Source organism: Pseudomonas bharatica CSV86, from assembly GCF_000319305.2.
Lineage (GTDB): Bacteria > Pseudomonadota > Gammaproteobacteria > Pseudomonadales > Pseudomonadaceae > Aquipseudomonas > Aquipseudomonas bharatica.
Genome location: NZ_AMWJ02000002.1, coordinates 987,448 through 1,000,930, shown reverse-complemented (window position 1 = coordinate 1,000,930; position 13,483 = coordinate 987,448). Strand labels below are relative to the sequence as shown.

At 53.2% G+C, this 13,483-nt stretch carries 11 protein-coding genes and 11 pseudogenes; 5 read left to right on the top strand and 17 right to left on the bottom strand.

Annotated features, from left to right (window positions below; all coding sequences use genetic code 11):
• Positions 1 to 73 precede the first annotated feature (73 nt).
• Complete coding sequence (locus CSV86_RS18355; RefSeq protein ID WP_009399075.1) at positions 74 to 766, top strand: SOS response-associated peptidase family protein; 693 nt, start codon at positions 74 to 76, stop codon at positions 764 to 766.
• Between the two features lie 382 nt (positions 767 to 1,148).
• Here CSV86_RS18355 and CSV86_RS18350 read toward each other — a convergent pair whose 3' ends face one another.
• The 3 genes and pseudogenes from CSV86_RS18350 to CSV86_RS18340 all read right to left on the bottom strand — a co-directional run.
• Positions 1,149 to 2,414 carry a hypothetical protein gene (locus CSV86_RS18350; protein ID WP_170394932.1) on the bottom strand — a complete coding sequence of 422 codons (1,266 nt, stop codon included), beginning with the start codon at positions 2,412 to 2,414 and terminating at the stop codon, positions 1,149 to 1,151.
• Between the two features lie 83 nt (positions 2,415 to 2,497).
• A pseudogene (locus CSV86_RS18345) lies at positions 2,498 to 3,412 on the bottom strand (helicase-related protein); the annotation flags it as partial.
• Positions 3,413 to 3,444: 32 nt separating this feature from the next.
• Positions 3,445 to 4,169: pseudogene (locus tag CSV86_RS18340) on the bottom strand (Tn3 family transposase); the annotation flags it as partial.
• Positions 4,170 to 4,218: 49 nt separating this feature from the next.
• Here CSV86_RS18340 and CSV86_RS31445 point away from each other — a divergent pair.
• Both CSV86_RS31445 and CSV86_RS31440 read left to right on the top strand, forming a co-directional pair.
• Positions 4,219 to 4,308, top strand: a pseudogene (locus tag CSV86_RS31445) (CopG family transcriptional regulator); the annotation flags it as partial.
• Positions 4,308 to 4,397: pseudogene (locus tag CSV86_RS31440) on the top strand (type II toxin-antitoxin system RelE/ParE family toxin); the annotation flags it as partial. The pseudogenes CSV86_RS31445 and CSV86_RS31440, both read left to right, overlap by 1 nt.
• Positions 4,398 to 4,534: 137 nt before the next feature.
• On the opposite strand, the gene CSV86_RS18335 reads toward CSV86_RS31440, so the two are convergent.
• On the bottom strand, positions 4,535 to 4,714 hold the full coding sequence (locus CSV86_RS18335) for a hypothetical protein (protein ID WP_128637350.1): 180 nt from the start codon (positions 4,712 to 4,714) through the stop codon (positions 4,535 to 4,537).
• Positions 4,715 to 4,791: 77 nt separating this feature from the next.
• Here CSV86_RS18335 and CSV86_RS18330 point away from each other — a divergent pair, with 77 nt between their 5' ends.
• A complete protein-coding gene (locus tag CSV86_RS18330) occupies positions 4,792 to 4,995 on the top strand; it encodes a hypothetical protein (RefSeq protein WP_009399078.1) in 204 nt (67 codons plus the stop codon).
• A gap of 479 nt (positions 4,996 to 5,474) precedes the next feature.
• Here the strand turns inward: CSV86_RS18330 and CSV86_RS18325 are convergent, their stop codons facing one another.
• From CSV86_RS18325 to CSV86_RS32065, 3 genes and pseudogenes are all read right to left on the bottom strand, one after another.
• A complete protein-coding gene (locus CSV86_RS18325) occupies positions 5,475 to 5,612 on the bottom strand; it encodes a hypothetical protein (RefSeq protein ID WP_158487719.1) in 138 nt (45 codons plus the stop codon).
• Positions 5,611 to 5,725 (bottom strand): annotated as a pseudogene (locus CSV86_RS33470) (IS110 family transposase); the annotation flags it as partial. The pseudogene CSV86_RS33470 and the gene CSV86_RS18325, both read right to left, overlap by 2 nt.
• Before the next feature lie 353 nt (positions 5,726 to 6,078).
• Positions 6,079 to 6,231 (bottom strand): annotated as a pseudogene (locus tag CSV86_RS32065) (IS110 family transposase); the annotation flags it as partial.
• A 38-nt stretch (positions 6,232 to 6,269) separates the two neighbouring features.
• Here CSV86_RS32065 and CSV86_RS18320 point away from each other — a divergent pair.
• Positions 6,270 to 6,425: pseudogene (locus CSV86_RS18320) on the top strand (IS110 family transposase); the annotation flags it as partial.
• A 544-nt stretch (positions 6,426 to 6,969) separates the two neighbouring features.
• Here CSV86_RS18320 and CSV86_RS18315 read toward each other — a convergent pair.
• The 10 genes and pseudogenes from CSV86_RS18315 to CSV86_RS18270 all read right to left on the bottom strand — a co-directional run.
• Entirely contained in the window at positions 6,970 to 7,194 is a 225-nt protein-coding gene (locus CSV86_RS18315) for a YgdI/YgdR family lipoprotein (RefSeq protein WP_009399080.1), read from the bottom strand.
• A gap of 738 nt (positions 7,195 to 7,932) precedes the next feature.
• A pseudogene (locus CSV86_RS18310) lies at positions 7,933 to 8,444 on the bottom strand (acyloxyacyl hydrolase).
• A 156-nt stretch (positions 8,445 to 8,600) separates the two neighbouring features.
• Positions 8,601 to 8,857, bottom strand: a pseudogene (locus CSV86_RS18305) (type II toxin-antitoxin system RelE/ParE family toxin); the annotation flags it as partial.
• Positions 8,857 to 9,130, bottom strand: a pseudogene (locus CSV86_RS18300) (CopG family ribbon-helix-helix protein). The pseudogenes CSV86_RS18305 and CSV86_RS18300, both read right to left, overlap by 1 nt.
• A 17-nt stretch (positions 9,131 to 9,147) precedes the next feature.
• Positions 9,148 to 9,519 (bottom strand): GIN domain-containing protein, encoded by a 372-nt coding sequence (locus tag CSV86_RS18295; protein ID WP_016355693.1) that lies wholly within the window; start codon positions 9,517 to 9,519, stop codon positions 9,148 to 9,150.
• Positions 9,516 to 9,866 carry an OsmC family protein gene (locus CSV86_RS18290; RefSeq protein WP_240160532.1) on the bottom strand — a complete coding sequence of 117 codons (351 nt, stop codon included), beginning with the start codon at positions 9,864 to 9,866 and terminating at the stop codon, positions 9,516 to 9,518. Before CSV86_RS18290 ends, CSV86_RS18295 begins: the two co-directional genes overlap by 4 nt.
• A gap of 14 nt (positions 9,867 to 9,880) precedes the next feature.
• Positions 9,881 to 10,657: an SDR family NAD(P)-dependent oxidoreductase gene (locus CSV86_RS18285; protein WP_009399088.1), complete on the bottom strand. Its 777-nt coding sequence runs from the start codon at positions 10,655 to 10,657 to the stop codon at positions 9,881 to 9,883.
• 57 nt (positions 10,658 to 10,714) lie between these two features.
• Positions 10,715 to 11,299: a TetR/AcrR family transcriptional regulator gene (locus CSV86_RS18280; RefSeq protein WP_009399092.1), complete on the bottom strand. Its 585-nt coding sequence runs from the start codon at positions 11,297 to 11,299 to the stop codon at positions 10,715 to 10,717.
• Positions 11,296 to 11,976 (bottom strand): cupin domain-containing protein, encoded by a 681-nt coding sequence (locus CSV86_RS18275; protein WP_009399094.1) that lies wholly within the window; start codon positions 11,974 to 11,976, stop codon positions 11,296 to 11,298. The genes CSV86_RS18280 and CSV86_RS18275 overlap by 4 nt, the downstream gene beginning before the upstream one ends.
• Before the next feature lie 164 nt (positions 11,977 to 12,140).
• Positions 12,141 to 13,481, bottom strand: a pseudogene (locus CSV86_RS18270) (SNF2-related protein); the annotation flags it as partial.
• Positions 13,482 to 13,483: the final 2 nt, after the last annotated feature.

Here is a 13,483-nt window from a genome sequence, read left to right as displayed (position 1 = left end):
TACAGTAAACTGTCAGACCGCTCCTACGTCAATGCGTAGGCGCGATGCAGCCGACAAACGAGCGAGGTGGGTTATGTGCGGGCGATACTCAATCTACGACAGCATGGACGACTACCTGAAGCAGTTGGCGCTCGATCTAGTGGTGATCAATGGGTATGACCACGAGCGGATCAATCGGTACAACGTCGCGCCCTCTACCCGGGTGGAGGTGATAAGGCCTGCGCTTGGAGGTCTTAGTATTGATCGGGTGAGGTGGGGGTGGTCGCCGTTCTGGGCTAAAGGAAAGCGCCCTGACCCGATCAATGCGCGTGCAGAGACATTGATGACCGGAAAGTTCTTCAAGTCGCTATGGCCGGGTGGGCGGGCCTTGGCGCCGGCGAATGGCTGGTTCGAGTGGGTGCCTGATCCTGCGGACCCAAAGCGTAAGCAGCCCTACTATATCCAGCCAGTGGACCACTCCCCGTTGTTCTTCGCAGCCCTTGCTGAAGTCCACCCCGGCATCGAGCCAGACAAGCACGACGGTTTCGTGATCATCACCGCAGCAGCTGATCAAGGCCTTGTCGATATACACGACCGAAAGCCCCTGGTGCTGAGCCCCGATCAGGCTCGGGAGTGGATTAGTCCAGCAACCTCAATCGAGCGCGCAGCAGAAATCGTGGAGAGCGGTTGCCGCCCGGCCACCGACTTCAATTGGCACCTTGTCAGTAAGAAGGTGGGAGGCGCCTTTAATGAGGGGCAAGATCTCATCTTGCCAATAACAGCCTGAACGCGTTGTTCAAGTGCAGGACGGACTCGCGTTGTGATGATGTATAAGACTTGTTGATATGCTATGCATGTTCTGCATTAGTTCTAGTAACGAGTAGTTTTCTGAGTGCCCAGAATTTTGAGAGAGAAGAGTCTGTATCGCCGGGAGTTTACGGTCAGTGTTTTCGCTACTGCCTCTGCGGGATGAGCTTTGCTAAGTGAGTGATGGATTTTCTCAAGGTTGCCGAATGTTTGGGGAGCCTCAAGTTGATGCAGTAGCTCGCCGAGAGTGTATTCACTGTCTTGAATAGAGCTGCATATTTTCTCAAGAGTGCTAATTCTTACGAATAATATTCGAGAAAATGGAATTGGTGAAGGGTATGATACTGGAGTTTTGGCTTGGGCTAATGCGGAGACTCCAATAAGGTTCTCAAGCGACTGAGCATCCAGAACCCGTAGTCGTCATTGACGATAATGAATGAGTAGAAGGTGTAGCCTTTAAAGTCGGGATTTTTATCAAGTATGCCAATGCATTGTTGTGATTGAGCTATGCCTTTGATGTGGTTATCTTCGAGTCTCTTGGCAAGGGTAGTGGGATCAAGGATGACCTTGACGAAGTCGGTTTGCTCAACACCTTTTGACTCAATCAATAACACGATCTTGGTTTCGGGTGAAATTAGCATATGGTCGACGACGTTATTGGTTTTTCCAGAGTGCCCTAGTGATCTATATAAGTCTTTGATTTGCTCCTCGGTTTTGTGCGTCACATTGGTCTGTGCTAATAGCTCACCAATGTAATTTTCAAATTTTTTGGTGAATATTTTTTTAAAGGTTTGGGATATTTCTTTTGAGTCTTTAAATAGCTGTGGGAGCAAAAAGCTTGCTGATGAGAATGCGAGGTTATTGGAGATGGTGCTGATGGTCATTTCTTTATGGATGAATGGTCTTCGCTTCAGGGGCGAATCATAAAAGTAGCTTTCGAAGTCAGAATCGTAAGTTGTGTAATTTGCAAAAAAAGCTGGCATTTCACTAGTAGATATAGAGAAGGCTTTGAAAAATTGGTAGATGTCTTTGATTTTTATGTAAGGTCGGCAGTCAATGATCAGACGCCCTAGATTAATTTCAGTTGAACCGAATTCTGATTCTGCAATCTGGGTAAGTATCACAAACCAAATGAAGCAGTAAGTTGTAATTGAAATGCCATACTTTGTTTTTAAATAGTCGTTTAGGGGGGTGGAGGAAGAAAGTAGGTGAGATTGACGCATTATGTCTGCGTAGGCCTTAACTATGTGGTGCTGGAGAGTTGATTGTTGATTGAACATGGCGCGTATAGCGACGAAAGGGTTGAGGTTAGATGCTAGGTAGGGTATTAAGCAGTTGTGCAGGCGCCACAGGCTATTTATGATTCCTACTATTTCATTGTTGTCTGGCTTTCGAGTGCCGGTCGAGTGTGTGGCGGCAATTTTTATAGCTAGTATCCATACATGTTCATAATCGAAGCTTGCTTCCTTATTTTTTTTGATCTTTGATATTTTTGCTAAGCATGTATTAATGAAAAAATCCCGGTCAATTCCTCGGATTTTTCTTATGATTTTATTCGACCGTTCGGTATACAGCGCTTGAGCTGTTTCTTTGGCTGTGGGCTTATGCTTTATTTTGGGGATACTCATTAGACACGTCCAGTTGTGAAGCGTAATCCAGGGGAAGGGCAGACGTGGATGATACTAAAAAGCCGCCCGAAGGCGGCTATGAATCATGCGGCTATGAGTTGACGTGCAAGTGCCATCTCGACGGAGTCCCCATCTTGGTTCAGAGAGTCGAGCCCAGACTCAGGGACGTCACCCGAAGTGCTCTGCGCCACTGCGATCTTCTTCGCCATCAGCTGCAGGCAGGTAATCTGCGAACTGCCGGCGTAGCCGAAGAAAATCACGCGGACCGGGTGTTTCTGCCCGATCCTCCACGACCGCCGCGCGGCCTGCTGTAGGGTGTACACGTTGTACCCCGTCTGCAGGAAGGCGATGGTTGGGAAGTCCAGCAGGTCCAGCCCGGTCTTGACCAGTTCCGGGTTGGTGAGCAGCACGTCGACACCGCGGTCGACCTGGTCGAGAATCCAGTCCTCGCGCCGAGCCGTTTCAACCGCGGCCCGCAGTACCGCAACGCGCAGACCTACCTGCTCGAGGACCTTCTTCAGCCTGGACGTAGTGTCGCGCGTCCCGCTGTAGACGGTATATGCAAGGACCTTGCGGCCTTTCGCCTTCTCCTCGAGGCACAGGTTCAGCAGCGCCTGCTCCTTAGGCATCTGTTCATCGTCACCGAAGAGCGCCGGCACAAAGGCCAGTGTGTCACGGGTACGCGGATGTTTAACCATCTCCGATCGGAAGCAGCAGTCCGGCCAGGCCAGCAGCACGTTGAGCACTACCCCCATGAGTGTGGTGTCTCTCCGGGCAAGAGCCTGACGGAGCTCAGCGGTCAACGTGGCCGCCAAGCGCTGGTAGGCCGAGGCCTGTTCCGGCGCCATGGGCACGTCCATGAACTCCTCCTGGTAGCTGGGCAGCACATTGCCACCGATATCCTTGAGCTTCAGGAACACGGTGAATGGCAGCACGAACCGATGGATGCCTTTAGGACCGAAGCCTGGGGCTTTCACGGTGCGTACCGACAGCTTCTTGGGCGAATAGAGAAAACGGAAAAAATCGTACGCTAAGGTTTTCCGGGCAGCCTTAGCGGCCGAAACTTCCCGTCCTCCAGCCTGCGGCTCTGCCGCCAGACATAATCGCCGGTCAGGTTGATGTGCTCCCATCCCAGCGGCGACAGGTACTGCAGCAGCTCGCCATCCACCGACTTCCCCGCTTCGCCCATCGCCTGGGTGGCGCGTTCCAAGTACACCGTGTTCCACAGCACGATGGCGGCCGTCACCAGGTTGAGACCGCTGGCCGGTAGCGCTGCTGCTCGAAGCTCCGATCCCTGATTTCGCCGAGGCGGTTGAAGAACACCGCCCTGGCCAGGGAGTTGCGCGCCTCGCCCTTGTTCAGTCCGGCATGCACGCGGCGACGTAGCTCTACGCTTTGCAGCCAGTCGAGGATGAACAGTGTGCGCTCAATCCGGCCCAGTTCGCGCAAGGCCACGGCCAGACCGTTCTGGCGCGGGTAGCTGCCGAGCTTGCGCAGCATCAGCGAGGCAGTGACGGTGCCCTGCTTGATCGAGCTGGCCAGGCGCAGGATGTCGTCCCAGTGGGCGCGGACATGCTTGATGTTCAGGGTGCCGCCAACCATTGGGCGCAATGTTGGGTAGTCCTGGACGCTATTCGGAACATACAGCTTGGTTTCGCCGAGGTCGCGGATGCGCGGTGCGAAGCGGAAGCCCAGCAGGTGCATCAGGGCGAAGACGTGATCGGTGAAGCCAGCCGTGTCGGTGTAGTGCTCCTCAAAGTGGGAAGCGCGCCGGCATCAAATGAAGCCTGTGGAACTGCTCGAAAGCTATGCTGGCCGCGTGATTGATCACCAGGCTGTCCAAGCCTGGGCTGATAGCCTTAGCACCGACACGCCGTTGCCTGTACCGCGCTGATGGAGCTGAAGTGGACAAACAAGGCGCTTTCCGCCATTGCCAGGCTGTACGAGTTTCTGGCGGCGGTGAATCAGCCTGCTGCCGCACGCTGCTCATCGTGTTGGGCGGTTTTCTTCGCGTGGATGCTGATACAGCAATCAAAGCGGGTCACTGTCACAGCCAAGACAATCACTCATGCGTCTTGGTATCGGATGGCCAGTCCTGGCAGCTACGCCGTCCAGTGTAGTCAACCACGCACAACATCGGGTTGTTGTTTCTCGTATTCGCCAACGTAATCAAAAGAACGGCGCGATAGCCATTCCAATCTTTCATAATTGAAGTGATCTATAGGATATTCAGGTAATAGCAGACGTTTATGTTGGCAATAAGCAGATTGAATTTGTGGAAGTCTCTGGCACAGTGCCATGCACATTCTCCTTGACAAGCCTTACGAATAAAGTATCAAATTGCCATTATTTCCATAAAAAATATGTGGTTAAACAAATGGAATTCAAACCACCTAAACACACCTTCCAAATTTGGCGGAAAGATTATCTTAAGGGAGCAACTCTTAACGAATGTCAATATGAGCGGGCGCTGCTCGCGGCGGACAGGCTCAACGCAGAGGGGCTGATAACAAACCAGACGTGGATGGAAATGGTCCGGTTAGCTAATGCTGCTCTGATCAACGGCGATAAATCCAAATGATCCGATAAGCGGTTGTGTGAAAATGTGCGTTATGTAAAGGGGGTGCTAGGTTGAATCAGAGCCAATCAAAAGGGTTTGACCGCTATGAAAATTGAATTTATCTATACCCCTCGAATCCTTATCTTGTAGTTAAAGATGGAGTAGACATAGGTGCAATGATTGACAATGTATTATATCGGTTCGATTAACATCAAAAAATACATACGGAAAAATATTTCCTCATTGATAAATCTTTTTTTAAATTTTACAAAGAAATTGGGCGTTTAGTTGGGAGAGAAGTGGTTATACAGAACAGCGGTGAAATTCTTATATTGACGCTTAACTGATTTTTTGTTCGAGCAAGCTAGTGTGCGTTGATGGATAATCTGCCAAGTTACTCCCCCTACGGGGTCGCCGATTTTGCATGTTCGTTCAGAACGAACTTACCATCTACATAGCTAATCCAGAACGGGCAGCGTTTAGTGATAACACCGCCTTTCTCACCCTTTAAAAGGTTTTGAACCGCCCCGGGTTTCGCGGAGGCAGCGACGACCTAGATCATTGTCAGCCAGTTCTTTATCCAATTGCTTGATTTGCTCGTCCAGGTAGACGAAATGATCGTGCAGGCGCTGCAGCACGTCGCAGGTTCTTGTCGCCCCGCTTGCTGATACCCAACAAGTTGGCTTAGCCACCTGCTGTACTGCCTAGACACCAGGCCTAGTGACGCCGCGAAGTCCCGACTACAGCAATAACAGGTGCGACTTCACGTCGCGCGCGTACGGTTGCGGCGTCCCCGCTCCTGGCCCAAAAGCTCACCACTCTTATCGTTGCTGTTAGTCATAAACATTCTATGGTCACCACCCATTTTTCCAGTGCTGACTAAGGGGCGGTGTGGTGGCTTGCTTAAATCTATCCGGCGTCTGTTGGGGCAAGCCCCGCGCCGCGGTGAGAGTCGCGCCTGGCGTTCTTTGAAAAAACCGTGCGGCTTCAAAAGCCAGATGTTTATCCAGGATCTTCCCCAGGCCGGTTGGCCGCGCACATCATCTGTTGTTCCGCTATCGCAAAACCTGAAAGGTGAATCGTGGTACAGCAACAACCGCGGCGTCAGGCGTTCAGCGCGTCTGGCCCTTCTTCGCATTGGGAGTGGTGCGCTGAAATTGCCCAGGCTATGCGGGCCAGCTTGTTGGCCAGCGCGCAGGCAACCACGTTGGATTGCCGCCATGTCAGCAGCGATCTTACCCAGTCTGCCAACGCGCCCTTCTAGAACTCCAGATGCCGCATATAATTGCACTAACAGACAATTGCATCGGCTGCGCGAATCGCTGATCCGAGACCGCACCAAGACGGTCAATCAAATGCATGATTTCTTGCTCGTGTTTGGTATCAGTCTGCCGCAAGGCCTGGCCGTGATGAAACGCTTGTCCGCTGTTCTGGCGGAGCACGAGTTGCCTTCGGCTGACGGTGTGTGCGTGCGCACCGGGCACCGCTGTGATCACCCAGTTCCTGGGCGGAGGACTTCCCGACGTGCACAGGGTCTCCGACCGCGCGGGATCAGAGCATGACTGGCGTATATCGCCATGCCCCGTATTGCCTTCTGCTTCGGATAACAGCATCGGCATCCCGGATTCCTGATTACGCGGCTCAACGGCTGGCCCAGCGGTTTCCCCTGGCAACGCTTCACCCTGCACCTCACGGTGCAACATGCATGACTCGGGGTCTGGTTGATTCGCCATTTCTTACCAGCATCGAACTTTCATCGACTATTTTCCGCCAGCTTTAACTGGCGCTCTATCCGTTCGGGGCAGCACATGTTTCTGACTCCATCGAGTGATGCTGATGGCACCCGATCAAATGCATTTCCAGCAGGGGATATCCACATAGCTCATATGCATAACTCCCGGTCTCAAATGAAGGCATGAGGCGAGACTTTTGCTTTGAAGCGACTATAATCACATAGCGTTACTGCCATAAGCACAACATCATAGTCCGGATAGATTAATCCTCTTCTTTTATCGTAGCAACCTCATCAGATCTCACTTTCACATGTTTACCTGACACATCATCGAACTCATAGAAACCGTCTTTTGTTTTGGTCTTTGGTATATCTTTGGTGATATATTGTGTGCCGTCCTGAAGGGTAACCACTGTGGTGGTAGAACACCCGGCCAGTAATACACAATAAAAAAACACAGCAACTATATTAAGATTTTTAATTTTCATAGCGTCCTTCTGATTTTGTAATGGAGGCTGATTCCGGCTTTCTCTTACCCTTTGATTCCTGTGCTTTGCTCTAGTTCCCCATGCCTACAACGATGGGTTCATATGTCTTTAAATCTGCTTCGGTACTCCTACCTTTACTGCTCCTTGCTAGCCCTGATTGACCCTTCACGAAGCATTGCGAACGGCAATGCTCCATGTGGTTCTGTTACAGCGCCTCAGCAGGTAGCGCTCTATAAGACGGTCATCCGGCCAGTTTGCTCGGTCGAGAACGCACCGGAGGCAGCGGAGGTAACGTCAGCCAGAATGGTCACGTCAGGGGAATCCTCAGGCCAAACGCTGGCCTCAGCACTTTAGCCAAAAGCATCTGTAGTACAGAGTTTCTCTCTTTAGCTTCCCTCTTCTCGCATATATCTAAAAGCTATATATGCTATACTAAAAATAACAAATTGCCATTAAAATAACGCGAACGTGTATTTTGCCTGGCTGTCTACTCTTCTGAACTTTCGAAAGAAAGGATCTACAGTGAATGCAGAGGACTACAGTATGAAACGCAGAATAATTGAGAATGATGCCAGCTATGATGAAATCGACCTATCTAGGCCTTTAGAAATAACAGGCCTTAGTGGCCTGATCCTTTTGTTAATCGCCGCTAGTCTAGGAATAGCATGCTTTTAATAGAAAAAATAATTTCGAAGCGCAACGACTTCCAATAGTACAGTCAGTTGCGCTCCGTTTTATTCAAAGCGAATGACTATAAAAGAGTGAGTAAGATTCGATTCCATCATTTGGCTGTTTTATACTGGCATTTGAATAGTGAATAGCGCGAATACCGATTTTTGTGTATTACCTATTTTTAACCCAGCCCCTATGCGGTCTTCGAAATTAAAAGCTGAACCAAAATTCTGATCCCCAGCATTAGTTCCGCTAAATATAGAAGCGCCAATTCCTGCTTCAATAAAAGGTTTAATATTTCCTTCGCCAAACTCATACACAAAAACCGGCGCGAAGGATACGCTATGACGGCCGCCAGCTTGGTCCCCTGCTTGCCAGTAGGTATATCCTAAATCCCAATAGCCAGTTACTTTCCCGATAGAAGTTTGAAACCAAGATTTTTCCCAGTCGAACCCAAGGGCAAGACGAGCAGTTCCGCCGCCCTGACTTGTGGCGCCGACTGCACTGGTCAGCTCTGCCGCATCAACGCTAAGACAGGAAATTGACAAAGCAGCACCTAAAATAGCTAATTTTTTCATGGTATAACCCTAATAAACCAAATTTTGACAGTGTATTCACGAGCAGCTACTTCGAACACCGAGCCTAGCTTACATGAGGATCCTTGGAATAAGCATGAATTTCTGGCTAAGCAGCTTGCAACCCTACAGTTGCGATCATCAGCGGTCCTCGCGGGTTTGCCATAAACGCAGCAGGTAAATAGTAGAGTCTGCAATCTCATAGCGCATTTCATAGTGGCCGATCTGAATTCGGCGCACATCCCGTGGTCGAACTCTTCCAGGCGTTCGCCAATGCGCGGATTGGCCTGCAGCGTGGTCGGAGCAGCCGTGAGTTGCTGTACCGTGCGTGCGGCAGCAGGCTGATTCACCGCCGCCAGAAACTCGTACAGCCTGGCAATGGCGGAAAGCGCCTTGTTTGTCCACTTCAGCTCCATCAGCGCGGTACAGGCAACGGCGTGTCGGTGCTAAGGCTATCAGCCCAGGCTTGGACAGCCCGGTGATCAATCACGCGGCCAGCATCCACATTGGCCCAAAGCCTGACGGGTCAGATGACTATGCTCTTCTTCCTGGTCGATCCAGGCGGACAGGGCCTGCTTGACGATCCAGTTCTTGGAGCGCTACAGGCGCTCAGCCATCAAATCGACCTTTTCGGCCAGTTGCACAGGGACGTGAGCCGTGACAGATCGGGTTTTTGCGGTAGTTGCCATGATCGGGTTACTCCTGATCAATGGTCGGTACAAAGTGGATGCTCTGCCGGCGTTCTGTAACAGTCACTTCCGGCTGGAGCGTTACTTCTTCTTGAACTTGATGTCGCCTGAGCCGGCAACCGATGATCGCGGATCGGTGGGTTACCGCGGATCACGATGTCGCCAGAACCCATCACTCTGGCCTTCACGGAGTCGCTGACATAAGCGTCGATATCGCCGGAGCCAACCATCGACAGCTTGGCGGACTTAGCCACCAGCTCACTGGCATCGACATCGCCCGAACCGGCCATCTCGGCGACCAGAAGATCCACTTGGCCAAAGGCCGTGATGTCACCCGATCCTTGGACACGGAGATCGAGCACAGCCTGCTGAAGGGCATACAAAGTCACATCGCCCCTGCCCTTGATGCGGATGCTTGGCGCTTCAGGCAGTGCGACTCCACAGTCATGCATGCGTTCAACGCAGCCATGATCAACTCTTGTGGATTAGCGGCCGTGTCGGTACCGAGCAATTCTGCCGGTTCGTCCGCGTCGATGACAAAGCCGCGCGCCAAGGCTGTGTCACCCAGGACGAGCGGCATGGTTCGCGCACGCGTCCGGGTGCCCCCCTTCCAGGTTGTCACGACGCCAAACGTCGCGATGCCTGCGGCGGGCTTTGCTGCGACCTGATCTGCAAACTCCCGCAATGTACCGACGTTGATCCCGTTGTCGGGCGTTCCTTTAATGTTTGTGTTCATTTCTCGTTCCCCCATTATGCGTTACGCCCGGCCATCACACCGCCGTCAACGTCCCAGATTGCGCCCGTCACCCATGCTGCCTTGTCCGACAACAGAAAGATGATGACCTCGGCTACGTCTTGTGGCGTCCCAACCCTGCCGATTGGGTGGAAGCTGTTGAATCCCTGTAAGGCGCCATGAACCTCGGCCTTGGGTATGAAACCCTCGTAAATCGGCGTTTCGACAACCGCCGGAGAAACGGCATTGACCCTGATTTGTTTGGATGCCAACTCCATCGCAAGGTGCTGGGTCAGCGAATGCAAACCTGCTTTTGCCATCGAATACGCGGACGACGGCGTAGCCGCGATCGCCTGTTTGCCCCACATCGAGCCGATGTTCACGATGGCGCCGGGACGCTCGCTGGCCACGAGGTTGGCCACGACCTTTTGTGTGATTAAGAAGAACGCTTTATTCAACGACAAATATTGCTCGTAATCACTTTCCGTGTGCTCAAGAAACGCCTTCGGGAAGAACACCCCAGCAGCGTTGACCAGAAGATTGATGTCCTTGTGGTTCTCATCGATGGTATGCAGGAGTCGCTTCACATCTTCGACCCGCGAGAGATCGGCAGTCAGGGCTGTCACGGCGCCCAACGACGACAGCTCCTTGCGGGCCTCTTCGGCTTTGTCTTCGCGGTGACCGACGATGACGACGCTTCCGCCTTGCTCGAGAACCATGCGGGCAGTTTGCAATCCCATCCCACTAGTGCCGCCGATGACCAACAGCTTCTTGCCATTAAATTCAGTGTTCATAATAACCTCTTAAACTACCAACTAAATGGTAGGATCATGTAGCAAAAAGTGCCGACCTTAGGTCAACACGGTAGAAAGAAAAGTGTTTCCAACATCGGCCGGTCCGCGTGGCGATCGCATGCCACGGCCCACCACCATCGAGCCCTCCAACGCGCACAAGAACGCCTCTGCGAGAGCCTCTGCGGCGGAATTTGAGGTGATCAGCGCGGCACGCTGACCGTCGGCAACGACAAGAGTCAACCAGTCGAGATTGACTTTAAAGAATCGCTTGACCTCGCTCACAACGGCGTCCGGCAGCGAGTCCGACTCGGCACCCAACATGCCGCAGACACAAAGGCGCCGGTCCTTGGCGAAGGTGCGTTCGAAAAGTGCCGCATACGCAGTTAGCCTATCAGGCGCTTTCGCATGCTGCCCTTCGATGCTCAGCAACTCCTCACGAAACCGGTGCGTGTAGCGCTGTGCGACCACGGCCACGAGTTCTCCCTTCTTGGGGAAGTGGTGGTGGATGCTTGGTTTTTTGATGCCTACCAACTGGGCCACGTCGTCGTATGAGAAGCCGTTGTAGCCATGCCGCTGTACCAAGCCTTCAGCGGCATCGACCACGCGCTCGGCGGTCGGCGAGATTTCGGAGAAATGCTTCATGCAAGTGCCTCATTTGATTCAGCGACTGGCAGATGGCCTGTCTTGACCAGGATAGTGCAGCCTTCATTGCTGAAGGGGCGGTGAGCACTCAAATGCGGACTGCGCATCCATGTGCCGGCAGGGTAGCTTCCGAACTCATCCTCAAAGACGCCTTCCAACACATAGATTTCTTCACCGCCGTAGTGACGATGCGAATTGAATCGTGTCCCCGGAGCCCAGCGCACCAAAGCCGTATGTTGGGTGTCGAACTCAGAAAGTGGCATCACCGACAGACCCGGCACGAGGCCTGGAAACCAGGGTCCGTTACGAGTGTCGACCACGGTGCGTTGGCTGTCGGCTAGATCAAGATGGCGCAGCTTGACGAACAACGTGCAACCCGTCGCGGAGCTTGGTGCATGCGAAGAACCTGGTGGATTCTTGATATAAGTCCCAGGCCCGAAGGTTCCGGACTCATCGGTGAACATACCATCAAGAACGAGGATTTCTTCGCCCAGGTGATGAACATGGCGCTTGAACCTCGATCCTGGCGCATATCGCACGAACGAGGTGGCCCTCGCCACTTCGTCGCCATCACGCTCCAGTAACTGGCGTTGAATCCCAGTCGCTGGCGAATCGACCCACTGTAAGCTTGAAGGCTCGACGACGACACGCTGCGAAAGATCTGAATTAAGTTTCATGGCTTTATTTTCATATACCGACTAATTGGTAGGTAGAATGGAAGTCGACGGTTCGCTTGTCAAGCAGCTTTCGCCATTTTCTTTCACACATTGAAAAACAGTGAATTGGTTACGAGAACTCGCGAAGCTTAGCGTACGATTTTTTCCGAATTCTGAGGCGCCCCCTTCTTGCCCTTGGCGGTCTTGTGCGAATCGCCATCGCGCTCGGTGTAGATGTCCTTGAGCACGCCGTGATCGCGCATGAACGACATGGCTGCAGGAGCCATGCTGCCGCGTGCGTTGGGTCGGTAGCCATCCTCGATCATGCGCCGGGTGAGGATGCGGAACAGAAGGTAGAACAGGTCGTCGGCGTAACCACCCATCAAGGTCCCGGTGAGAAGCACGGTTTTACGCGCCTTCGCGGCCAACACCCCCATGGCCTGGCCCTGGGCCGAACCGCTGTTCTTGTACTCATGCCCCTCGTCGACCACCAGCAGGTCGAAGAAACCATCGGGTAGGTAGCGCTTGATGAATTCTGTCGGCTGGTAGCCGCCTTCGCCGAAACCGAACTCGATGTTTGCCATTGCTCGCTCCATGCGCTTGGCCTGGCGGTCGCTGAAGACGAAGTTGCCTTTCGCGTCCATCAGATTGATGAACTCCGAGACGTTGTCGACCAGCATCGAGGCCAAGAAGTCCTCGCCGAAGTCATTCAGCAGACGTTCTGCCCGAACCGGGCCGATCGTTGGGATTCGACACATCGACTTCAGGATCGTCGAGCGTCGGTCGCCACCATCGGTTTTGCCTGGACGCATAAGCGTCCAGAGGGCAGCGTTGCAGGCGGTGCAATTGCGACGGCGGTCTCCGCGCTTGAACTCGTCCACGGTGACCAGGTTGCGTTCCAGATCCTCGAGGACCTGGCCACAGTCTGGGCATGCGGCCAACAGTTGGCCGCATGCAGCACGTCGCTTCCAGCAGGCGAGCCTCCAGTGGAAGCCCATCCGCATCCGTACACGGCCGAGGATGAAGAACTCCGGCCGGCCGTCATAGGATTGCCACTGCTGGTCACGCAGCTTGAGAAGTTTCACCAGTGTATCCGGGCCGTTGAGTACCCAGACGCGGGCGCCAGGCGTCGTTTCTAGGATTTCGCGTCGCCACTTGTAGACCAGGTGGGGTGGCGAGACGACGAGGGTACGACGGTAGCCTGCCGCGTGGAGCACGGCAGCGACTGCGATGGCCATCATCGTCTTCCCGGTACCCATCTCGGCGTTGATGATCGCGGCTTGCTCGTTGCGATCGAGCAGTAGCGCCGTAATGGCTTGAACAACTTCGGCTTGCGCCACGAATGGCGTGCGCTTGAGATTTGCCATCACGGCCTGGCGCTGTTCGTTGACGCTACCGTTAAAAACCGGAGGGTTGGAGCGGTTCAGTGACTTCAGGAGCTCGTCGCCGAACTCGTCGATGAAATCGGTCAGGTTGATGTTCAGGGGGGAGTTGGCCGAGGCGGCCGATTGGGTCAGTGCGTTCATGT